The sequence below is a fragment of the Oerskovia turbata genome (assembly GCF_000718325.1).
Taxonomy (GTDB): Bacteria; Actinomycetota; Actinomycetes; order Actinomycetales; family Cellulomonadaceae; genus Oerskovia; species Oerskovia turbata.
On the sequence record NZ_JOFV01000008.1, the window covers coordinates 93,128 to 114,474 of the forward strand.

23 protein-coding genes are annotated in these 21,347 nt (G+C 71.9%); 15 read left to right on the forward strand and 8 right to left on the reverse strand.

Features of this window, described 5'->3' with window-relative positions; translation table 11 throughout:
• Positions 1-123: 123 nt before the first annotated feature.
• From IE95_RS0110285 to IE95_RS0110310, 6 genes are all read left to right on the forward strand, one after another.
• Positions 124-1,077: a carbohydrate ABC transporter permease gene (locus IE95_RS0110285; RefSeq protein WP_084690098.1), complete on the forward strand. Its 954-nt coding sequence runs from the start codon at positions 124-126 to the stop codon at positions 1,075-1,077.
• Positions 1,074-2,003, forward strand: coding sequence for an ABC transporter permease subunit (locus tag IE95_RS0110290; RefSeq protein WP_030151544.1), 930 nt, complete (start codon positions 1,074-1,076; stop codon positions 2,001-2,003). The genes IE95_RS0110285 and IE95_RS0110290 overlap by 4 nt, the downstream gene beginning before the upstream one ends.
• Positions 2,004-2,013: 10 nt before the next feature.
• A complete protein-coding gene (locus tag IE95_RS0110295) occupies positions 2,014-2,985 on the forward strand; it encodes an ROK family protein (RefSeq protein ID WP_206053260.1) in 972 nt (323 codons plus the stop codon).
• Entirely contained in the window at positions 2,985-3,767 is a 783-nt protein-coding gene (nagB, locus tag IE95_RS0110300) for a glucosamine-6-phosphate deaminase (RefSeq protein WP_030151546.1), read from the forward strand. The genes IE95_RS0110295 and nagB overlap by 1 nt, the downstream gene beginning before the upstream one ends.
• Positions 3,768-3,881: 114 nt before the next feature.
• Positions 3,882-4,229 carry a DUF3039 domain-containing protein gene (locus IE95_RS0110305; RefSeq protein WP_030151547.1) on the forward strand — a complete coding sequence of 116 codons (348 nt, stop codon included), beginning with the start codon at positions 3,882-3,884 and terminating at the stop codon, positions 4,227-4,229.
• Between the two features lie 62 nt (positions 4,230-4,291).
• The gene (locus IE95_RS0110310) at positions 4,292-6,076 is read left to right on the forward strand and encodes a DEAD/DEAH box helicase (RefSeq protein ID WP_030151548.1); all 1,785 of its coding nucleotides are present in this window, start codon (positions 4,292-4,294) and stop codon (positions 6,074-6,076) included.
• 96 nt (positions 6,077-6,172) lie between these two features.
• On the opposite strand, the gene IE95_RS0110315 is transcribed toward IE95_RS0110310, so the two are convergent.
• On the reverse strand, positions 6,173-7,564 hold the full coding sequence (locus IE95_RS0110315; protein WP_036571798.1) for a nicotinate phosphoribosyltransferase: 1,392 nt from the start codon (positions 7,562-7,564) through the stop codon (positions 6,173-6,175).
• A 208-nt stretch (positions 7,565-7,772) separates the two neighbouring features.
• Between IE95_RS0110315 and clpS the strand changes: the two genes are divergently transcribed.
• The 7 genes from clpS (at position 7,773) to rdgB (ending at position 12,262) form a co-directional block, all read left to right on the forward strand.
• Positions 7,773-8,036: an ATP-dependent Clp protease adapter ClpS gene (gene clpS / locus IE95_RS0110320; RefSeq protein ID WP_240666174.1), complete on the forward strand. Its 264-nt coding sequence runs from the start codon at positions 7,773-7,775 to the stop codon at positions 8,034-8,036.
• Positions 8,036-8,686 carry a DUF2017 family protein gene (locus IE95_RS0110325; RefSeq protein ID WP_030151551.1) on the forward strand — a complete coding sequence of 217 codons (651 nt, stop codon included), beginning with the start codon at positions 8,036-8,038 and terminating at the stop codon, positions 8,684-8,686. Before clpS ends, IE95_RS0110325 begins: the two co-directional genes overlap by 1 nt.
• A gap of 139 nt (positions 8,687-8,825) precedes the next feature.
• Entirely contained in the window at positions 8,826-8,981 is a 156-nt protein-coding gene (locus IE95_RS20660; RefSeq protein ID WP_164984102.1) for a hypothetical protein, read from the forward strand.
• A gap of 170 nt (positions 8,982-9,151) precedes the next feature.
• Positions 9,152-9,955: a glutamate racemase gene (gene murI / locus IE95_RS0110335; protein ID WP_030151552.1), complete on the forward strand. Its 804-nt coding sequence runs from the start codon at positions 9,152-9,154 to the stop codon at positions 9,953-9,955.
• On the forward strand, positions 9,955-10,803 hold the full coding sequence (locus tag IE95_RS0110340; RefSeq protein ID WP_030151553.1) for an MBL fold metallo-hydrolase: 849 nt from the start codon (positions 9,955-9,957) through the stop codon (positions 10,801-10,803). The genes murI and IE95_RS0110340 overlap by 1 nt, the downstream gene beginning before the upstream one ends.
• Before the next feature lie 20 nt (positions 10,804-10,823).
• The gene (rph, locus tag IE95_RS0110345; protein WP_030151554.1) at positions 10,824-11,582 is read left to right on the forward strand and encodes a ribonuclease PH; all 759 of its coding nucleotides are present in this window, start codon (positions 10,824-10,826) and stop codon (positions 11,580-11,582) included.
• On the forward strand, positions 11,582-12,262 hold the full coding sequence (gene rdgB, locus IE95_RS0110350; protein WP_240666173.1) for an RdgB/HAM1 family non-canonical purine NTP pyrophosphatase: 681 nt from the start codon (positions 11,582-11,584) through the stop codon (positions 12,260-12,262). Before rph ends, rdgB begins: the two co-directional genes overlap by 1 nt.
• Before the next feature lie 43 nt (positions 12,263-12,305).
• Here rdgB and IE95_RS0110355 read toward each other — a convergent pair whose 3' ends face one another.
• Positions 12,306-12,746, reverse strand: a complete 441-nt coding sequence (locus IE95_RS0110355) for a DUF3054 domain-containing protein (RefSeq protein ID WP_030151556.1) — start codon at positions 12,744-12,746, stop codon at positions 12,306-12,308.
• Between the two features lie 124 nt (positions 12,747-12,870).
• On the opposite strand from IE95_RS0110355, the gene IE95_RS0110360 reads away from it, so the two are divergent.
• On the forward strand, positions 12,871-14,571 hold the full coding sequence (locus IE95_RS0110360) for an ABC-F family ATP-binding cassette domain-containing protein (RefSeq protein ID WP_030151557.1): 1,701 nt from the start codon (positions 12,871-12,873) through the stop codon (positions 14,569-14,571).
• 13 nt (positions 14,572-14,584) lie between these two features.
• Here IE95_RS0110360 and ppk2 read toward each other — a convergent pair whose 3' ends face one another.
• From ppk2 to IE95_RS0110385, 5 genes are all read right to left on the reverse strand, one after another.
• Positions 14,585-15,454, reverse strand: coding sequence for a polyphosphate kinase 2 (ppk2, locus tag IE95_RS0110365; protein ID WP_030151558.1), 870 nt, complete (start codon positions 15,452-15,454; stop codon positions 14,585-14,587).
• A 114-nt stretch (positions 15,455-15,568) separates the two neighbouring features.
• The gene (locus IE95_RS0110370; RefSeq protein ID WP_240666157.1) at positions 15,569-16,267 is read right to left on the reverse strand and encodes a Pr6Pr family membrane protein; all 699 of its coding nucleotides are present in this window, start codon (positions 16,265-16,267) and stop codon (positions 15,569-15,571) included.
• Positions 16,264-16,833 (reverse strand): NUDIX hydrolase family protein, encoded by a 570-nt coding sequence (locus IE95_RS0110375; RefSeq protein WP_030151560.1) that lies wholly within the window; start codon positions 16,831-16,833, stop codon positions 16,264-16,266. The genes IE95_RS0110370 and IE95_RS0110375 overlap by 4 nt, the downstream gene beginning before the upstream one ends.
• On the reverse strand, positions 16,830-18,500 hold the full coding sequence (locus tag IE95_RS0110380) for a pyridoxal phosphate-dependent decarboxylase family protein (protein ID WP_051702986.1): 1,671 nt from the start codon (positions 18,498-18,500) through the stop codon (positions 16,830-16,832). Before IE95_RS0110380 ends, IE95_RS0110375 begins: the two co-directional genes overlap by 4 nt.
• Positions 18,487-19,917 (reverse strand): MFS transporter, encoded by a 1,431-nt coding sequence (locus tag IE95_RS0110385; protein ID WP_030151562.1) that lies wholly within the window; start codon positions 19,915-19,917, stop codon positions 18,487-18,489. Before IE95_RS0110385 ends, IE95_RS0110380 begins: the two co-directional genes overlap by 14 nt.
• Positions 19,918-20,088: 171 nt before the next feature.
• Here IE95_RS0110385 and trxA point away from each other — a divergent pair, with 171 nt between their 5' ends.
• Positions 20,089-20,478, forward strand: a complete 390-nt coding sequence (gene trxA / locus IE95_RS0110390) for a thioredoxin (protein ID WP_030151563.1) — start codon at positions 20,089-20,091, stop codon at positions 20,476-20,478.
• Positions 20,479-20,570: 92 nt separating this feature from the next.
• On the opposite strand, the gene IE95_RS0110395 is transcribed toward trxA, so the two are convergent.
• The gene (locus IE95_RS0110395; protein WP_051702987.1) at positions 20,571-21,230 is read right to left on the reverse strand and encodes an NAD(P)H-dependent oxidoreductase; all 660 of its coding nucleotides are present in this window, start codon (positions 21,228-21,230) and stop codon (positions 20,571-20,573) included.
• Positions 21,231-21,347: the final 117 nt, after the last annotated feature.

The following is a 21,347-nucleotide window of genomic DNA, read 5'->3' on the forward strand; positions in this document are numbered from 1 at the left end:
CCCAGGTGCCGCAGGGGTGGGAGTTCCGCGGAGCTCCCACCCCTCGGCATGACTGGAACCCTCGCACCACCTGCACTCGCACGGTCCTGCTCGAACCGTGCAACCCCTCGACGGAGTGAGAAAATGAGCTCATCCACCCTCGAGTCGTCCTCAGCGGTCGAGCTGAAGGACACTCTCAAGCCCCCGAAGAAGCCGTCGGTCAAGATGCCGTGGCTGCTGCTGGCGCCCAGCCTGGTGGTCCTGGCCATCATGGTCGGCTACCCGCTGGTCAACCTCTTCATCATGTCGTTCCAGAAGTACGAGCGCGCACAGCTCATGGGAGTCCCCGCCGAGTGGGTCGGCTTCCAGAACTACACGGACACGCTGACCGACCCGGTGTTCTGGACGGTCCTCGCGCGAAGCTTCGCCTTCATGGTCGTCTGTGTGTTCCTGACCATGGCGATCGGCATCCTGCTCGCCCTGCTCATGATGCGCCTCAACAAGTTCTTCCGCCTGCTCGTGTCGATCGGCCTGCTGCTGGCCTGGGCCATGCCCGCCCTCGCGGCCGTGATCGTGTGGGGCTGGATCTTCGACACCCAGTACGGCATCGTCAACAACGTCCTGACGTCGATCACGGGTGAGAACTGGATGGGCCACTCGTGGCTCATCAACCCGCTCATGTTCTACATCGTGGCCACCCTGATCATCGTGTGGCAGAGCGTGCCCTTCGTCGCGTTCACGATGTACGCAGGCCTGACCCAGGTGCCCGGTGAGGTTCTCGAGGCCGCGTCGCTCGACGGCGCGACCCCGGCGCAGCGCTTCCGCCTGATCATGGTCCCGTACGTGCGCAGCATCATCGTCGTGCTCATCATCCTGTCGATCATCTGGGACCTGCGCGTCTTCACCCAGATCTTCGTGCTCCAGGGCATCGGCGGCATCGCCGAGAAGACCAACACCATCGGCGTGTACATCTACCAGATGGGTATGGCCCAGGGGCACTACGGCACGGCCAGCGCCATCGCCGTCATCCTGGTGTTCATCATGATGGGGATCTCGTACTACTACGTGCGCCAGACCGTCAAGGAGGAACAGCTGTGAGCACCCTCAACCCCACCGTCGCCGGGACGGCCAGCGCGGCTCCCCGGTCCTCGGGGAGCGGCCCGCGCAAGACCCGTGAGGGTCAGCGCAAGAAGGTCTCGAACGTCGTCTACAGCGTGATCGCCGTGGTCGTGTTCGCCTGCTCCGCCTTCCCGGTCTACTGGATGATCAACTCGTCGTTCCTGCCGACGAACCTCATCCGCAACAAGGACCTGACGTTCTTCCCGGGGGACTCGTTCACCTGGAAGAACTACGAGGACGCGATCTTCAACCAGGAACGCGCACCGTTCCTGCCCGCTCTGGGCAACTCGGTCATGGTCACGTTCTTCGTCCTGATCGTGTCGATGATCCTGGCGTTCATGGCGTCGCTCGCCGTGACCCGGTTCAACTTCAAGGGGCGCAAGGCGTTCATCATCGCGATCCTCGCGGTCCAGATGATCCCGGGCGAAGCCATGATGATCTCGATCTTCCGGATCGTCGACGGCTGGCAGCTGCTCAACACGATCATCGGCCTGGGCATCGTCTACCTGTCGGGGGTCCTCCCCTTCACGATCTGGACGTTGCGCGGGTTCGTCGCCGGCGTTCCGGCCGAGCTCGAGGAAGCCGCCATGATCGACGGTTGCTCGCGTTCCAAGGCCTTCTGGAAGATCACCTTCCCGCTGCTCGCACCGGGTCTCGTGGCGACCGGCGTGTTCGCGTTCATCCAGGCGTGGAACGAGTTCGTGATGGCGCTGATCATCATGACCCGCCCCGAGTCGATGACGCTCCCGCTCTGGCTGCGTACCTTCCAGCAGGCGACCCAGGCCACGAATTGGGGTGGGTTGATGGCAGGTTCCGTCCTCATCGCGATCCCGGTCGTCGTCTTCTTCCTCATCGTTCAGGGGCGCATGACCGGTGGCCTCGTCTCAGGTGCGGTGAAGGGCTGACGTGAGTGAGGTGAGCACGGCTGCCTCGTCGCTCGACGAGGCAGCCGCACTGCCCGGCGGTCATTCGGTGGGTCTGGACGTCGGAGGGACCAAGGTCCTCGGCGTCCTGCTCGGACCGGACGGCTCGATCGAAGGGTCGGTCAAGCTGCCGACCGTTCGGGGCCCGCAGGGTGTGGTCTCCAGCGCTGCTCGGGCGGTCCGTTCCCTGGCGGACGCGGCAGGCCTCGAGCCTGCCGCGCTCGCGGGGCTCGGGCTCGGAGTTCCTGGGCTCGTCGACCCGCAGAGCGGTTCGGTGATGCACGCGGTGAACCTGGGGATCGAGGGGGAGCCGTTCGCGCTCGCCCACGAGCTGTCGTCGATCTTCGGGGGGATCCCCGTGGACGTCGACAACGATCTCAACGTGGCCGCGCTCGGCGCCTCGCACGCGATGGGCGCAGAGGGGCAGGACCTGGCCTTCCTCGCTCTCGGTACGGGGCTGGCCGCAGGCATCGTGCTGGGAGGACGGCTTCGCCGCGGCGTGAGCGGGGCCGCAGGTGAGATCGGCCACATCCCGATCAACCCCGACGGCCCGCTGTGCGCGTGCGGACAGCGGGGGTGCGTCGAGACCTACGCCTCGGGCACCGCGCTCAGTGCTCGCTGGCCCTCGCAGTTCGGACGTCCGGCTCCGCTCGAGCTCTTCGAGGCTGCTGCGGCAGGCAACCCCGAGGCGCTCAGGATCAAGGGCGAGTTCGCTGCCGCCGTGGCGAGCGCGGTCCGTATCCTCGAGCTGACGGTCGACGTCCGGCACGTCGTCCTCGGAGGTGGCGTGACCGGTCTCGGTCAGCCTCTCCTCGACGCCGTGCAGGAGGCCCTGGTCGCCCAGGCGAGCACGTCGCCGTTCTTGTCCTCGCTGGAGCTGGAGAAGCGTGTCTCCCTGGCCCCCAGTGATGTGCCCGTTGCCGCGGTGGGAGCAGCCATCGCCGGCCGTAGGAAGGTGTCCTGATGGAAGTTGTGATTGCGCCCGCCGATCAGCTCGCGGTGCTCGCCGCCGAGGCGATCGACAAGCTGCTTCGTGCCAAGCCGACCTCGGTGATCGGTCTCGCGACGGGGTCGAGCCCGCTCAAGGTGTACGACGAGCTCGCTCGTCGCCACACGGAGGAGGGGCTGTCCTTCGCGCAGGCGAAGGCCTTCATGCTCGACGAGTACGTCGGGATCGACGCGGACCACCCGGAGCGCTACCGCAACGTCATCGAGAAGGAGATCGCCTCGCGCGTCGACTTCGCCCCGGACGCCGTGCAGGGTCCCGACGGGAACGCCGAGGACCTGGTAGCGGCGTGTGCCGACTACGAGCGCAAGATCGTCGACGCCGGCGGTGTCGACCTGCAGATCCTCGGGATCGGCACCGACGGACACATCGCGTTCAACGAGCCGGGCTCCTCGCTCGCCTCGCGGACGCGCATCAAGACGCTGACCGCGCAGACCCGTGAGGACAACGCCCGCTTCTTCGGCGACGAGCTCGCGCAGGTGCCGCAGCACTGCCTCACCCAGGGGCTGGCGACCATCATGTCGGCCAAGCACCTCGTGCTCCTCGCCTCGGGCAAGGGCAAGGCGGAGGCCGTCCACCAGCTCGTCGAGGGTCCGGTGTCGGCGATGTGGCCTGCGACGGTCATGCAGATGCACCCCCACGCGACCGTGCTCGTGGACGACGCCGCGGCCTCGCGTCTGCAGCTCGGCGACTACTACCGCCAGACGTTCCTCTCGAAGCCGGAGTGGCAGGGTCTCTGACCGACCCACCTCGGCGGGCCCCGCAGGCCCGACCCACGACCGCCCGTCGGTTCCGATCACGCCCCTGGTCGGAGCCGACGGGTTTCTCCTTCCCCCCGACGTAGACTCGAGATCATGATCGAACCCTTGACCCTCCCCACCAACGGACCGACAGGCAGCCCGTCCGGTCCGGATCCGATCGTCCCGGACAGCGACCCGAGCAGCGGGACGTCGACGAGCGTCCTCGAGCGCACGGAGACCACGGCGGAGGTCGAGCCCGGGGATCACGAGCGTTTCGCGCACTACGTGCGCAAGGAGAAGATCATGCAGTCGGCGCTGTCCGGCAAGCCCGTGATCGCGCTCTGCGGCAAGGTGTGGGTGCCGGGTCGCGACCCCAACAAGTTCCCCGTGTGCCCCACGTGCAAGGAGATCTACGACGGCCTTCGCGCGCCGCAGGACGGCGAGGGTGATTCCGGCAAGTGAGCGGGCAGCCTCTCTCGAACTCGTCCGCTCGCTCGTCCTCCAACCTTCCTCCCTCGGCTCCGCTGGGGGCGTCGTCTGCTGCCGCGTCGCACCTGTCGCCGGCCTTTCCTCGTCGTGCCCCGTGGGGCACGGCGTCCAAGCTGCGCGCCTGGCAGGCCGAGGCGCTCGAGCTCTATCGCACCCGCGCACCGCGTGACTTCCTCGCGGTCGCGACCCCTGGCGCGGGCAAGACGACGTTCGCGCTCCGTGTCGCGACCGAGCTCCTCGAGCAGGGGGTCGTCCGTCGTGTGACCGTCGTCGCCCCGACCGAGCACCTCAAGCACCAGTGGGCGGACGCCGCCGCTCGCGTGGGTGTGCGCATCGACCCGAACTTCCGCAACAGCCAGGGCCGCCACGGTTCCAGCTACGACGGCGTCGCGCTCACGTACGCCCAGGTGGCGGCCAAGCCCGCGCTGCACACCGCGCGGACCGAGGCAGAACGGACCCTGGTCATCCTCGACGAGGTCCATCACGGTGGTGACGCCCTGTCGTGGGGAGAGGCCGTCCGGGACGCGTTCGAGCCAGCGACCCGGCGCCTCGCCCTGACGGGCACCCCGTTCCGGTCGGACACCGCGGCGATCCCGTTCGTGACGTACGAGCGGGGTGCCGACGGCATCCGTCGGTCGGCCGCGGACTACACCTACGGCTACGGCGACGCGCTGCGCGACCACGTCGTGCGTCCCGTGATCTTCCTGTCGTACTCGGGTCAGATGCGCTGGCGCACCAAGTCGGGTGACGAGGTCAGCGCGCGTCTCGGTGAGGCGCTCACCAAGGACATGACGGGTCAGGCCTGGCGCACGGCTCTCGACCCGGACGGCGAGTGGATCCCGTCGGTGCTCGCGGCGGCGGACAAGCGTCTGACCGAGGTCCGCCGGGCGATCCCCGACGCGGGCGGCCTGGTCATCGCGACCGACCAGACCGACGCGCGTGCGTACGCGGGCCACCTGGCCCGTATCACGGGCAGGTCGCCGACCGTGGTCCTGTCCGACGACGACGGTGCGAGCGGTCGCATCGACGAGTTCTCGGACGGTGACGGTCGGTGGATGGTCGCCGTCCGGATGGTCTCCGAGGGGGTCGACGTGCCGCGGCTCGCCGTGGGTGTCTACGCGACGTCGACCGCGACCCCGCTGTTCTTCGCCCAGGCCGTGGGTCGCTTCGTGCGTGCTCGTCGGCGCGGCGAGACGGCGTCGGTGTTCCTGCCGAGCGTGCCGCACCTGCTCGCGCTCGCGAACGGCCTGGAGCTCGAGCGTGACCACGCGCTCGACCGGCCGCTCACGGCCGAGGAGCAGGGGGACATGTACAACCCCGAGGACGCTCTGATGGCCGCCGCGAACAGGGAGGACAAGGCGTCCGACGACCTCGCCGACGGCATGCAGGGATCCTTCCAGGCGCTCGAGGCGCAGGCGTCGTTCGACCGTGTGCTGTTCGACGGTGGCGAGTTCGGCACGGAGGCGGACGTCGGCTCGGACGAGGAGCAGGACTTCCTCGGGCTGCCGGGCCTGCTCGACGCGGACCAGGTGACGAGCCTGCTGCGCCAGCGGCAGGCCGACCAGATGTCCGCCCGGTCCAAGAAGTCCCGGGTGGCCGAGGTCGATCGCAGCGAGCTCGACCACCGTCGGGCCGCCGAGCTGCGCAAGGAGCTCTCGCAGCTCGTCGGTGCGTGGGCTCGCCGGAGCGGGCAGCCGCACGGCACGGTGCACACCGAGCTGCGCCGCCGGTGCGGTGGGCCGGAGGTACCGCTCGCGACCGTCGATCAGCTCGACGCGCGGGTAGCAGTGCTCCGAGGCTGGTTCGTCGGCAAGAAGTAGGGGCCCGTCGGCACACGGGCTCGTTCTCCGAGCCGGAGGGCCCGCACGCTCGACGAGCGTGCGGGCCCTCTGCCGTCCTCTCAGACGCCCTGGGGCTCACTCCAGCAGGCGGGTCACGGTCGGCAGTGCTGGGTCTCCCGCAGAGAGGCGTCGCGCGCCGCGGGGCAGCTCGGCCCGGGCCTCGGCGTGCCGCAGTGCAGCGTTGTGGACCCCGTAGGCGCCGATCCAGCGCGAGTCGACGGCGCCGTCGACCACGAGGGGGACGTGCAGCGGGCGCAGGTCCTCGTCGTCACCGGGCTCCCAGGCGGCGACGACGTCGTCGGGGCCCGTGACGAGGACCTCGGCGACGGCCCTGCCGTCCTCGCCGTACTGCCGTGCCGCCGCCTTTCGCCCTCCCGTGCTCGTCTTGAGCGTCGAGGCCTTGGCGACGGGCTGCAGGACGCCGTCGGCGTCGGAGCGGGCGACGAGCTTGTAGACCATGCCGCACGTCGGGGCGCCCGAGCCGGTCACGAGCGAGGTGCCCACGCCGTAGGCGTCGACGGGGGCGGCGGCCAGGGCGGCGATCGCGTACTCGTCGAGGTCGGACGTGACGGTGATGCGGGTGCCGGTCGCGCCGAGCCCGTCGAGCTGCTTGCGCACCTCGACGGCCTGGATGCCGAGGTCGCCCGAGTCGAGGCGGACCGCGCCGAGACCTGTGCCGGCCGCGGCGACGGCGTTCCTGACGCCCTGGCGGACGTCGTAGGTGTCGACGAGGAGGGTCGTGCCGACCCCGAGCGAGGCGACCTGCGACGCGAACGCGGACTGCTCGTCGTCGTGCAGGAGCGTGAACGCGTGCGCCGCGGTGCCGATCGTCTCGATCCCGTACCGGCGCCCGGCCTCGAGGTTCGACGTCCCGGCGAAGCCCGCGACCGCGGCCGCGCGGGCCGCGGCGACGGCGGCGAGCTCGCTCGCCCGGCGCGAGCCCATCTCGAGGCACGGGCGGTCGACGGCGGCGCTCGTCATGCGTGAGGCGGCGGACGCGACCGCGGAGTCGTAGTTGAGGATCGACAGGATCAAGGTCTCGAGCAGGACGGCTTCGGCGAACGTGCCTTCGACGACCATGACGGGGGACTGCGGGAAGAACACGTCGCCCTCGGCGTACCCGGTGATCGAGCCGCTGAAACGGTAGCCCGCGAGGTAGTCGAGCGTGCGGTCGTCGACGACGCGAGCCTCCTGGAGCCAGGAGAGCTCGAGATCCGTGAAGCGGAACGTCGCGAGCGACTCCAGGACGCGGCCGGTGCCCGCGAGGACGCCGTAGCGCCGACCCGCGGGCAGCCGCCGCGTGAAGACCTCGAACAGGCAGTGCCGGTCGGCGGTGCCGTCGGCCAACGCTGCCTGCAGCATGGTGAGCTCGTAGCGGTCCGTGAGCAGCGACGTCTGCGCGGACGGTGCGAACGGGGCGGTGCGGGCGGCCGGGGCGTCCGTGCCCGGGAGGTCTGCGGGACTCATGAGCCCAACCTAGGGCAGACGGTGGCCCCGTGGCGTGCACCGGCTGCTCGTGGACGCGGCGCAGGCCCCTGACCGGGTGGCGCGGGCACCCCACCTGGCCGTGGACCCTCCCACCTGGCCGTGGACGTGGCGTGGCCGGACTTCACCCACCACATAGAGTGGGGGAGTGACTGGAACGGCGACCGCGGGGCCCCGCCTCGACGAGGAGATCGACACGCGGGAGGGGCTCTCCCTCGCCGACACCTGGGTGACTCTCGTGTGGAACGACCCGGTGAACCTGATGAGCTACGTGACGTACGTCTTCGAGAGCTACTTCGGGTACTCGCAGCAGAAGGCGAGGACGCTCATGCTCCAGGTGCACCAGGAGGGGCGTGCGGTCGTCTCGTCGGGTGGCAGGGAGAAGATCGAGGTGGACGTGCAGGCGATGCACGAGTTCGGGCTGTGGGCCACGATGCAGCGGAGCGGGGAGTAGTGCGACCGTTCCGGCGGGCGCGGCGTGGGTACGTCGCGGAGCTGAGCGCCTCGGAGCGTCTCGTGCTCGCGCACGTCGTGGGTGACGTGGTGGAGCTCCTGCAGGAGCAGACGGGCACGGTTCCCCCGGAGGATCCTGAGGCGTCCCGGATCGAGGGGGTCGCACCGTTGTCGGCGCCTCCCGAGGACGTGCTGGCCCCCACGGACCCGGCGGTGCGTCGCCTGCTGCCGGACGCCTCGCGCGAGGACGGCGAGGTCTCGGCGGAGTTCCGCCGCTTCACCCAGGGCGACCTCGTGGCGGAGAAGGCCCAGCGGCTGCTGCTCCTCGCGGACCTGCTGCTCGCCACCGACCCGCAGGGCGGGGAGGTGTCGACTCCGCTGATCGTCCGGCCCGACGACGCCCGTCGTGTCGCGGGGGCGCTCACCGACATCCGGGTCGTCCTCGCGGAACGACTGGACCTGCGCACCGACGACCAGGTCGAGGACCTGCACGACGAGCTGATGGCACGTGAGGAGTCGGGGGCCGAGCCCCCGGAGGAGGCGCCGGACGCCGCGCGGCGCTTCCTCGCGAGCGTGTTCCTGCTGTCGGGCTGGTTGCAGGAGTCGTTGGTCGAGCTGATGCTCGCCGAGGTGCGTCGCGCGCCCCGCTGAGCCCGACCGCGCGCCCATCTATCACGCTTATAAGCCACTCGCGAGATGTGTGTCAAGATGCGAAGCGGATGAAGTGGTGCCACGATCGTCCTGGTTGAACCGGGGCGTCCGCGTCCCGGCCGAGAGAAAGAGGGACAACATGCCTACGTGGCTCATCATCCTGCTCGTCGGAGTCGTGCTGCTCGTGTTCGGTGTGGCGGTCGAAGCAGCGAAGTTCCTGATCTGGCTCGGCATCATCGTGCTCGTCGTCAGCCTCGTGGTGGGGCTGATCGGACGGGGCAAGGCGAGGGTCTAGGAGACCCGGGTCGCCGCCTGACGGCAGCGACCCGGGGCCGGGACCGAGGGCGTCGCACATGCGTGCGGCGCCCTTCGTCGTGCCGCGAACGCATGCTTGTGGTCGGTCCCACAGGCCTGCGTGGGCAGCGCGACCGCCCTTTCCGGCGACCCGGCACTAGGCTCGTCCCCGTGAACGACGCACCCATCGGCATCTTCGACTCGGGAGTCGGGGGCCTCACGGTCGCCCGCTCGATCCTCGACCAGCTGCCGAACGAGTCGCTGCTGTACATCGGTGACACGGCGAACAGCCCCTACGGGCCCAAGCCGCTCGCCGCGGTCCGCGCCATGGCGCTCTCGATCATGGACCAGCTGGTCGACGAGGGCGTGAAGATGCTCGTCATCGCGTGCAACACGGCGTCCTCCGCGGTGCTGCGCGACGCCCGCGAGCGGTACACGGCGCGCTACGGGCTCCCGGTCATCGAGGTGATCCTGCCCGCGGCCCGCCGCGCGGTCGCCGCGACGCGCACGGGCAACATCGGGGTGATCGGGACGCGCGCGACCGTCGAGTCCCGCGCGTACGACGACGCGTTCGCGGTGGCCCCGGGTCTGCGGCTGACCTCGCAGGCCTGCCCGGAGTTCGTCCGTCTCGTCGAGGCGGGCGTGACGTCGGGCCCCGAGGTCCTCGAGATTGCGCACGAGTACCTGGCGCCGATCCGTGCGGCGGGGGTCGACACCTTGGTCCTGGGCTGCACGCACTACCCGCTCCTGACCGGCGCGATCTCCTACGTCATGGGTGAGGAGGTCACGCTCGTGTCGAGCGCCGAGGAGACCGCGAAGGACGTGTACCGCACGCTCGTCGCGCACGGTCTGGAGCGCTCGCGCGAGGCGGGCGCCCCGCAGCACCGGTTCCGGGCGACGGGCAGCGCCGAGCCGTTCGACCAGCTCGCGCGCCGTTTCCTCGGTCCTGAGGTCTCGCTGGTGGAGGCCGTCTGATGCGCCTGGTCGTCATCGGCTCGTCGGGGTCGTTCGCGGGTCCCGAGTCCCCGGCCTCCTCGTACCTCGTCCAGGTGCCCGACGACGTCTCACCGGACGGGCGCGAGTGGAACCTTCTGCTCGACATGGGCAACGGCGCGCTGGGCGCCCTGCAGCGGTTCGTCGACCCGCGCCGGCTCGACGCGATCGGGCTGTCCCACCTGCACCCCGACCACTTCGTCGACGTGTGCGGGCTGTACGTCTACCTCAAGTACCACCCGGACCGGGCGGCCGCGGCGGCCGTGGTGTCTCCTGCGCGGCCCGATGACGCACCCGCTGCGGGGGCGCTGCCCGTCTGGGGGCCGTCGAACACGGCCGAGCGCATCGGGGCGGCCTACGGCCTCGAGGCGGGGGAGTCCATGGAGTCGCAGTTCGCGTTCCGGTCGTGGGTGCCGGGGCAGGTGGTCACGGTGGGGCCGCTCGAGATCGAGCCGTTCCGTGTCTTTCACCCCGTCGAGGCCTACGGCGTGCGGGTCACGGGGCCTTCGAGCCTGGTCCCGGGGAAGCGGGTCACGCTCGCCTACACGGGGGACACCGATGCGTGCGACGCCGTGGTCGAGCTCGCACGCGACGCCGACCTCCTGCTGGCGGAGGCCGCGTTCCAGGAGGGCCGGGACGACGCGGTCGACCGCGGCATCCACCTGACGGGCAGGCGCGCGGGCGAGGTCGCGACGGCGGCCGGTGCCCGACGGCTGGTCCTGACGCACCTGCCGGCCTGGAACGACAAGCAGGCTGCGCGCGAGGAGGCCTCGGCGGTCTACGCCGGGCCGGTCGATCTCGCGGCGACGGGGCGGGTCTTCACGCTCTGAGGCCCGGATAGGCTGGCTCCATGACTTCAGCATCCACCTCCCAGACCGTCCGCGCGGACGGTCGCACGCCCGACGAGCTCCGCCCCGTCACGATCACCCGGAACTGGCTCGACGCCGCCGAGGGCAGCGTGCTCGTCGAGTTCGGGCGCACGCGCGTGCTGTGCGCGGCCTCGTTCACCGAGGGCGTGCCACGCTGGCGCAAGGGCTCGGGGCAGGGCTGGGTCACGGCCGAGTACTCCATGCTGCCCCGCGCGACCAGCACCCGCAGCGACCGCGAGTCCGTCAAGGGACGCGTCGGTGGGCGCACGCACGAGATCTCGCGTCTCATCGGGCGTTCCCTGCGCGCGGTCATCGACGTCTCGGCGCTCGGCGAGAACACGATCGTGCTCGACTGCGACGTCCTGCAGGCCGACGGTGGTACGCGTACTGCGGCGATCACGGGCGCGTACGTCGCGCTCGCGGACGCCGTGAGCTGGGGCAAGAAGCACGGGGCGATCAAGGGCGGCAAGAAGGTCCTCACGGACTCGGTCTCCGCGGTGAGCGTCGGCATCATCGACGGTACCCCCATGCTCGACCTGCCCTACGTCGAGGACGTGCGTGCGGACACCGACATGAACGTCGTGGTCACGGGCTCGGGCGACTTCGTCGAGGTGCAGGGCACGGCCGAGCACGCGCCGTTCAACCGCACCGAGCTCGACGTGCTCCTGGACCTCGCCCTGCGCGGCACGTCCGAGCTCGCGATCATCCAGCAGCTCGCCCTCGACGAGGCGTCGCGGTGATCGCTGCGTCCGGCGTGAGCGTCCCCGCGGGGGCCCGGCTCGTCCTGGCGACCCACAACGTGGGCAAGCTGGGTGAGCTCCGGGCGATCCTGGCCGCGCAGCCCGGCCTGGGCCTGCCCGCGGAGGCTGTGGTCTCGGCGCGCGAGGTCGGTGCACCGGAACCCGTCGAGGACGGTGTGACGTTCGCCGAGAACGCGCTCATCAAGGCCCGTGCCCTGGCTGCGGTGACCGGCCTGCCGGCCGTGGCCGACGACTCGGGTCTCGCGGTCGACGTCCTGGGAGGGGCGCCGGGGATCTTCTCCGCGCGCTGGTCCGGCCGGCACGGCGACGACCGGGCGAACCTCGACCTGCTGCTCGCGCAGCTCGGCGACGTCCCGGCCGAGCATCGCGCGGCGGGCTTCGTGTGCGCGGCCGCGCTCGTGACGCCCGACGGGGGCGAGTGGGTGCGCACGGGCGAGATGCGCGGCACGCTCCTGACCGCCCCGCGTGGTGAGGGCGGGTTCGGCTACGACCCGATCCTCCTGCCCGACGGCGAGTCCCGGTCCGCCGCCGAGCTGTCGGCCGAGGAGAAGAACGCGATCAGCCACCGCGGCCAGGCGTTCCGTGCGCTCGCGCCGCTGGTCGTCGCGGTGCTCACGGGCGTCGCGATCGACGAGCCGCAGGCCGTCCGGTCCGCCTGACGCTCCCCGTGCCGTCAGCCGGGCCGTCAGACGGCGCGGCTTGTCAGAACGAGCGTGACCTCGAGGTCACGCTCGTTCTGACAACCCGAAGCACCAGGAGCGCGACGAGCCGCCAGCCCACGAGCGTCGCGAGCAGGAAGGCCGCCGACACCACGAGGAACGCCGTCGCGAGACCCTCGCCCGTGGCCCAGCGCAGCGCCATGCCCACGACCCACGTCGTGACCCACAGCACCAGCCCGGTCGACCAGGCCGACAGGGGGCGGCGCCAGGCGCGCAGCAGGACCCATCCGACGGCCAGCCCCACGAGGAACGGCCACGCGATCGTCAGGACGGCTGCGAGCGGGCTGCCCGCCGAGTGGGCCGCCTGACCACCGGCCGCGAACGCGAGGACCGCGACGACGTCGAGCACGAGCGCCAGGGCGACGACGCCCGTCCGGGCGGACGGGCGGGACGTGGTGGTGGCGGTGGCCGGTGTCGAAGGCATGCCACGACGCTACCGGAGGCGGGCCCGAGCACGGTCGCCCACCGGGGGTGCGCGGACGTCCACGGGACGAGGGGCGCGGCGCGCGGTGGGGCGTCCGTCCTGTCGGTCCCCGTAGGGTTGACCCGTGCACCTGGCTGTCGACGACCTCTCCTTCTCCTACCCCGGACGCCCCGTCCTCTCGGGCGTCTCGCTGCGCGTGGGCGCGGGGACGCGGCTCGGCGTCGTGGGGGAGAACGGCACGGGCAAGTCGACGCTCCTGGGGGTCCTCGCCGGGACGCTGGCCCCGAGCGGGGGAGAGGTGCGCCGCCAGGGCTCGCTCGCGGTCGTCGAGCAGGAGCTCGTCCCGCAGCCCGGGCAGACGGTCGGCGACCTGGTCCGCGAGAGCCTCGCGACCGTGCGCGCCGTGGGCGCCGAGCTCGACGCCGTGACGCGCGACTTCGACCACGAGCACGGCAACCTCGCGGAGCTGTCGGACGTCCTGGCCCGCGCCGAGCACCTGGCCGTGTGGGACGCGGACCGGCGCGTCGAGGTCGCGCTGTCCCGCCTGGGGGCGTGCCGCGACCCGCACCGCGAGCTGGAGACGCTCTCCGTGGGTGAGCGCTACCGCGTGCGCCTCGCGTGCCGCCTGGCCGAGCGCAGCGACCTGCTCCTGCTCGACGAGCCGACCAACCACCTCGACACGAGCGGCATCGACTTCCTCACGGGCGAGATCGTGGCGTGGGGCGGCGGGATCGTCATGGTCACGCACGACCGCCAGCTGCTCGACGACGTCGCGACCGAGATCCTGGACCTCGACCCCGCGATGGACGGCAGGCCCGTCCTGTACGGGCAGCCCGGCTACCTCGCCTACCGCTTCGCCAAGAACCAGGCCCTGCACCGGTGGCGTCAGCGCTACCGCGCCGAGCGCAAGCGCGCCGAGAAGCTCGCCGAGCGGCTCGACGCCTCCTACGAGGGGCTGTCCGACGAGTGGCGGCCGCCCAAGGGCAGCCAGAAGCACCGTCGTGCGACGCACGCGCGCATCCACGTGAAGGCGGCCGACCGCCTCGTGCAGAAGCTCGAGGCAGAGGCCGTCGAGGTCCCGGTCCCGCCGCTCGAGCTGCGCTTCCCGGACCTGCTGGCCATGTCGCCCGGCTGGTCGCCCGACACCCCGCTGCTCGAGGTGCGCAGCCCGCGCGTGGACGCCACGCCGCGCGAGCAGGGCTCCACCCCCGCAGGCCTGCCCGACGGCGCCACCCCCGCAGCATCCGCGGCCCTGCCGACGGGGGCTCGGCTCGACCTGCCTGGGACGCGCATCGCGATCCCGCCGTCGGGTCGGCTGCTGATCACAGGGCCGAACGGCTCGGGCAAGTCGACCCTGCTCGCGGCGCTCGCGGGCACGGTCGGCCTGGACCGGGGAACCCGGACGGTCGCCGACGGTGTGCGGGTCGGGGTCGTCGCGCAGGAGGGCCCCGCGCTGCCGCCGGGCGCCGAGGAGCGCACGGGTTTCGAGGAGTACGCGCAGGAGGCGCTCGACCTGCTCTCGGCGGGCACGCTCGACCCGGACCACCTGGTGCCGGTCGCGTTCCTCGGGCTCCTGACGGAGGAGGACCTGGACCGGCCGTTGCGCGAGCTGTCCGCGGGGCAGCGTCGCCGCTTCGACCTGGCCCGTGCGCTGCTCGCGGTGCCGCACGTCCTCCTGCTCGACGAGCCGACCAACCACCTCTCGATCGACCTGGTCGACGAGCTGACCCAGGCGCTGCGCGTCACGCCTGCGGCCGTGGTCGTCGCGACGCACGACCGCAGGATGCGCGAGGACTTCGCCGACTGGCCGACGCTCGAGCTCTAGCCGGCGCCCGGCCTCAGAACCCGTTCTCGGGGTCGCCCAGGAGCTGGGCGACGTGGTCCGGGACGTAGTTCGCGAGCTCGCGCGGGGGACGCACGTAGTCGCCCGACGCCGGTGGGCGCTCGGGCAGGACGACCTTGTCGTGCGGCACGTCGACGTAGGGGATCGTCGAGAGCAGGTGCGAGATCATGTTGAGCCGGGCGTTCTTCTTGGAGTCCGACTCGACCACGAACCAGGGGCTCTCGGGCACGTCGGTGTGCGCCATCATGTCGTCCTTGGCACGCGAGTAGTCCTCCCAGCGGTGGATCGACTCGAGGTCCATGGGGCTCAGCTTCCACTGGCGCACCGGGTCCGAGAGCCGGGACCGGAAGCGCTTGAGCTGTTCGCCGTCCGAGACCGAGAACCAGTACTTGCGCAGGATGATCCCGTCGTCGACGAGCATCTGCTCGAAGACGGGGGTCTGGCGCATGAAGCGGTCGTACTCCGCGGGGGTGCAGAAGCCCATGACCCTCTCGACGCCTGCCCGGTTGTACCAGGACCGGTCGAACAGCACGATCTCGCCCGCTGCGGGCAGGTGGGCGATGTAGCGCTGGTAGTACCACTCGGACCGTTCGCGCTCGGTCGGCGTCGGCAGGGCAGCGATGCGAACGACGCGGGGGCTCAGGTACTGCGTGATGCGCTTGATCACGCCGCCCTTGCCGGCCGCGTCGCGCCCCTCGAAGATCACGACGACGCGCGCCCCCGTGGCCTGGGTCCACTGCTGGAGCCTGACGAGCTCGGCCTGCAGCCGGAACAGCTCGGCCTCGTAGACCTCGCGGGGCAGCGAGCGGCGCTCCTGCTTGTTCGACTTCTTCGTCGTGCTCGACTTCTTGGACGTCTTCGACATGGCGTCACGCTACCGCTGGGGCGCGACGAGTCGGGCGGGACGCGCTCGACGCCCGTGGGCGCCCCACGGGCTGTGGTCGTCCGCCTGTCCGTGCCGTCCGTGCTGTCAGTGCTGTCAGTGCCCCACGGCGGAGGGCGCGGGCCTCATGCGCCGGTCGACCCAGCCGAGCCCCGCCGCGAGCAGCAGGAACACCACGGCCACGACGCCCGTGTTGAGCAGCGCCTGCGGGTAGCCGATCTCGGTCACGTCCATGAAGGGGTACGGGTACCACTGCGTGAAGGCGCCCTGCACGAAGACGTAGACGATCCAGGTGAGCGGTGCGAGGACCGACCACCAGATCGTCGCGGCGTCGATGCGTGGCCGCGGCCCGACGACGAGCCACCCGGCGACCGCGAGCAGCGGTCCGGCCTGGTGCAGCAGCAGGTTCGTGAACATCCCGGCGACGCTCAGCTCCTGGAGCCCGGCGAGGACCGTGTTGTAGACGATGCCGGTCACGGCGATGCACAGCAGCGCGTCGAGCCGCGCGACGCGGAACACGCGTCCGTCCCGCAGCGGGTCCACGAGCAGCAGCGCGCACGTGACGCCGACCAGGACGTTCGACAGGATCGTGAAGTAGCTGAAGAAGTGGACGACGAGATCCGTCGTCGTGTCGCCCGGGAGCGGTCCGCGCCCGAGCGTGCCGAAGAGCTCCCAGACGACGCCGACGAGCGCGATGGCCGCGACGACGCCGTGCCACCAGCGGGCCGCGGAAGTTCCACGCAGGCGGTCGCCCACGCCGCCGCCCGACGACGCCGTCACGGGAGCCGACGTCACGAGAGGCGGCCGACGTACGCCATGGCCTGACGCAGGAGCGTGCCCTGCCCGCCGTGCATCTCGAGCTGCACCTGGTCGCTGCACGCCTGCTCGGGCGTGAGCCACGCGAGCTCGAGCGCCTGCTGCTGCGGCTGGCAGTCGCCCGAGACCGGGACGACGTACGCGAGCGAGACCGCGTGCTGGCGCGGGTCGTGGTACCCGGTGATGCCGGGCGTGGGCAGGTACTCGGCGACCGTGAAGGGCTGCGGGGACGCCGGGACGTGGGGCAGGGCCACGGGGCCCAGGTCCTTCTCGATGTGCCGCAGCAGCGCGTCGCGGATCCGCTCGTGGTACATCACGCGCCCCGACACGAGCGCCCGGGTCATCTGCCCCTCGGGCGTCACGCGCAGCAGCAGCCCGACGGCGACCACGTCGCCCGAGTCGTCGACCCGGACCGGGATCGCGTCGACGTAGACGAGGGGCAGGTGGGAGCGTGCGGCCGCGAGGTCCTCCGCGCTCAGCCACCCGGCGGGCTGGGGGATCTCGCGGGAGAAGTCGTCGGGCGGGAAGTCGGCGGTGTCCGTCACCTGACTGTTCTACCACCGGGACGCGGACTCGTGCTGAACCCGGTCGGCGGCGGGACGGGCTCCGCGAGGCGCGCGATGAGCTCGACCAGGAGGCGCTCGCTCACGGGGGCGGGCAGAGCCTCGACCAGGGAGAGCAGCGGTGCCATGGGCCCCGTGCCCGGCTCGGGGGCGTCACCGCCCCGCGGGTCGGAGCCGCCGAGCACGGCGGCCTGCACGAGGTCCCACGCCGCGCGCGAGTCGAGAGCCCCCAGGGCGGCGAGCACCTCGGGCGCGGGCACCCCGGGGGCGAGCGTCGAGACGAGGGCGCCCAGGACGTCCTGCGGGTCGGGGCGCGGTACCCCGCGCACGGCCTGCGCGGCGGTGACCAGCGCGGCACCGAGCTCGTCGACCACGCCCGCCGTCACGGGGGTCACCGTGAGGTGCGTCGTGTGCGGCAGGCGTGTGCCGTCGGGCTGGGTGTAGCCGGGTTGCGGCTGGAGCACGAACCCGCTCGCCCGGACCGCGTCCGACCACACGTGCGGGTCGACCTGCCGGTCCGCGGGCACCGACTCGTCGGTCGCGACGGCCACGAGCGGCCCGACCGGGTCACCGACGACGCGCAGGCCCTCGATCGTGTCGAGCACCTCGCGCAGCGCGAGCGTCGCGACGGCGCACCGTGCCGTCACGGCCCGGTAGCCCGGTACGCCGAGCGCCTGCGTCACGGCCCACGCCGCAGCGAGCGGCCCCGCCGACTTCGAGCCCATGATCGTCGAGTTCACGACCGGGTAGCCCGGCCAGCGCGTCGTCGCGAACAGCTGGTGGCGCTGGCGGTCACGGTCGCGCGTGAGCAGGATCGACGCGCCCTTGGGGGCGTAGCCGTACTTGTGGACGTCGGCCGAGATCGAGGTGACCCCCGGCACGCGGAGGTCGAAGGGCGGGACGTGCGCGGCGTCGTCGGGCCAGAAGGGCAGGACCCACCCGCCCACGCACGCGTCCACGTGGACCGGGACGCCCAGGGCGCTCGCGGCCGCCGCGACCTCCTCGACCGGGTCCACGACCCCGTGCGGGTAGGACGGCGCCGAGACGACGACGAGCGCGACGTCGCTCCCGTCTCCCACGGCCGCAGCCATGGCGGCCGGGACCGCGCGGCACGACGTGGGGTCCACCGGGACCAGCACGAGGTCGAGACCCAGGTACGTCGCGGCCTTGTGGAACGCCGCGTGGACGGTGCTCGGCGCCACGAGCCTGGGCGCGAAGCCGAGCGTCGCGAGCGTGTGCGGCGTGCCGTCGGCCCGTGGCGGCTGCGCGGCGAGGAACGCGTCACGTGCCGTCTTGACGGCGAGCAGGCAGCTCTCGGTCCCGCCGGACGTCACCGTCCCGACGACGCCGCTCGCGTCCTGCGCGCCCGTCCCGCCGAGCATGTCGCGCGCGAAGGCCACGAGCTCGCGCTCCATGACCGCGACCGACGAGAACGTCGTGGGGTCCAGGGCGTTGAGCGGCTGGACCGCGCGGATCGCGTCGCCGGCGAGGGCGTCGAGCTCGGCCAGGTCCGGGTCGTAGACGTACGAGAGCACGCGGCCCCCGTGCGTCGGGGCGTCGGCCGCCCGCAGCGCTGCGAGGCGGTCGAGGATGCCGCCGGTCCGCAGGACGGGCGGGGCGGGCAGGGGGGTGTCGTCACGGGCGCTCATGCGCTGCGGGCTCCTCGGTGGGCACGTCGATGTCGCCCCTGCGCAGTCGATAGCGTACGAGGGCCAGGAGGCTCAGCGCGACCAGGACGGCCGGGACGAGCGAGAACGAGAGCGCGATGCCGTCGACCGCCGCGGCGGACTGCTCGGGCGTGACGCCCGCGCTCGACGACTGGTAGCCCGAGACCCACTGCACGAGGCTCAGCAGCCCGGCACCGAACGCCATGCCCGTCGTCTCGCCCGCGGTCCACACCCCGCTGAACGCCCCGCCACGGTCCGAGGGGCCCTGGCCCGTGACGGGGACCGTACGGGCGTCGTGCGCGATCACGTCGGGCAGCATCGCGAGCGGCAGCGCCTGCATGCCCGCGTACCCGACGCCCGCGAGCGCGGTCGGCAGGTACACCCAGTCGCCGGGCGCCCACGCGAGCGGCACCATGCACAGCGTCGCGACCGCGAACAGCGAGCTCGCGAGGACGAAGCCGCGCTCCTTGCCGACCCGGCGCGCGAGCCGGTACCAGAGCGGCATGACCAGCAGGGCAGGGGCGATGAGCGCCGCGAACAGCAGGCTCACCGCGAGGTCCGACTCGAGGACGTAGGTCGCGACGTAGTTCGCGGCCGCGAGCATGAGACCCGTCGCGAGGGCCTGGAGGAAGAACGCCGTGAGCAGGACCCGGAAGGGCTGGCTGCGGCGAAGCGTCGCGACGGCCTCCGTGACCGCGAGGCGGAACGCGCCCACGGCTGACGTGGCCGCCTGCGGGGCCGCGGCCTGCGCGCCCGGGGGGAGCGACGCCGTCGGGCCGGTCGCTCGTGCGCCGCGCGGGGCCACGCGCGACGCGACGAACATGCCCGCCCCGATGACCAGGCCCGCGACCACGCCCAGCGTGAGATACCCCGACAGCGAGCTCGACTCGCCGCGCAGCACCGGGCCGCCGGCCCCGAAGAGCAGGATCGCGAACGCGAGCGCCGCCACGCGCCAGCTGATGAGGCGGGTGCGCTCGTCGTACGTGGGCGCGATCTCGGCGGGCAGCGCGATGTACGGCACCTGGAACAGCGAGAAGGCCGTGGCCGCCAGCAGGAACGCCACGAGCACCCAGATCGAGGCTGCGACCGTCGACGTCCCGCCGGGCACCGCGAACGTCAGCGCGAAGAACACGGGGATCGTGCACGCGCCGATCGTCATGAAGCGTCGCCGCGAGCCCGTGCGGGCCAGGTCGCGGTCGCTGCCGTACCCGATGAACGGGTCGATCACGACGTCCCAGACCTTGGCGCCCGTGACGACCAGGCCCGCGACCGCGGCCGGCACGGCGAGCGCGTCCGTCAGGTAGTACAGGAGCATGAGGCCGGGCAGGGTGCCGAAGCCGCCCGTGCCGACCGAACCGATGGCGTATCCCGCGATCGTGCGCGGCCTGAGGCGTTCCACGCGCCACAGCCTAGACGTGACCTGGGTCACTGTCGGGGAGGTCGGTGACGGTCGGCGCTCCGTGGCTCCGGCGGGCGGCCGACGGCAACCCGGCGTATGTTCGCCCGCGGGCCGGGAATACCTCTCGGGAACCCGTTGCTGCACCTGGTGAACCCCTCAGGAAGGACCTTCATGGCAACCCAGGAACTCACCGGCGCCACGTTCGAGCAGACCATCAAGGACAACGACATCGTCCTGGTGGACTTCTGGGCGTCGTGGTGCGGCCCGTGCCGCCAGTTCGCCCCGGTGTTCGAGGCGTCCTCGGAGACCCACCCCGACGTCGTGCACGGCAAGATCGACACCGAGGCCGAGCAGGCGCTCGCTGCCGCCGCGAACATCACCTCGATCCCGACGCTCATGGCGTTCCGCGAAGGCGTCCTCGTCTTCTCGCAGCCCGGCGCGCTCCCGGCACCGGCTCTCGAGCAGGTCGTCGAGGCCGTCAAGGGGCTCGACATGGACGACGTCCGTGCGCAGATCGCCCAGGCCTCGGCCGCGGACTCGAACGGCCAGGCGAACGCCTGACCCGTCGACCGCCCCGTACCACCGAAGGACCCCGGCTCCGGCCGGGGTCCTTCGTCGTGCCGGGGCGTCAGGGGGCGTCAGGGGGCGGGGCGTCAGGCGGCGGGGTGCCGAGCGGCGGGGCGTGCGGCGGTCCGGCGGGCCGCGCGCTCGCGCGCCCTGTCGGAGGGCTCGGGGAGGGTTGCGAACCGGCGCTCGAGCGCGGTCAGCCACCGTGCGCGTCGGGCCGGGGAGACCTCGGCGACGCGGGAGTGGTTGACCCAGCGGACCCGCGGCACGCCGAGCTGGCCGAAGACCCCGCGGGCGACGACGCGGTGCACCGGGGCGCCGAACCACAGGCGGTAGAGCGGCCCGGGGGTCGTCATGGTCGTCACGAGCGTGACGCCCGTGAGCCCGAGCCGGCCCTGGAGCGTCCCGACCCGGCTCTCGGTGTACGCGAAGCCGGGGACCAGGACCTTGTCGAAGAACCCCTTGAGGCGCGCGGGCATGACCTCCCACCAGACGGGGTGGACGAGGACGAGGTGGTCGGCGGCGGCCAGGCGGTCCTGGTACTCCTCGGCCCGTGGGTCGACGGTCCGTCCTTCGCGCCACGCGCCCAGGTCCGCGCGTCGGACCACGGGGTCGAAGTCGTCGAGGTCGAGGTCGATCACGTCGACGTCGTGCCCGGCGCTCGTCGCGCCGCGGATCGCCGCGTCGGCGAGCGCCCGGCTGTAGCTGCCCTCGTAGGGGTGGTCGATGACGAGGAGGATGCGCACCGGACTCTCCTTAACGTTGTTCGATCTAACAACGTCAGAGTTGCCGAACATTGTTAAGGTGTCAAGGTGAGGGCGTGCGGCCGACCCTGTGGCCGCCGACGATCCGAGGAGGACGGG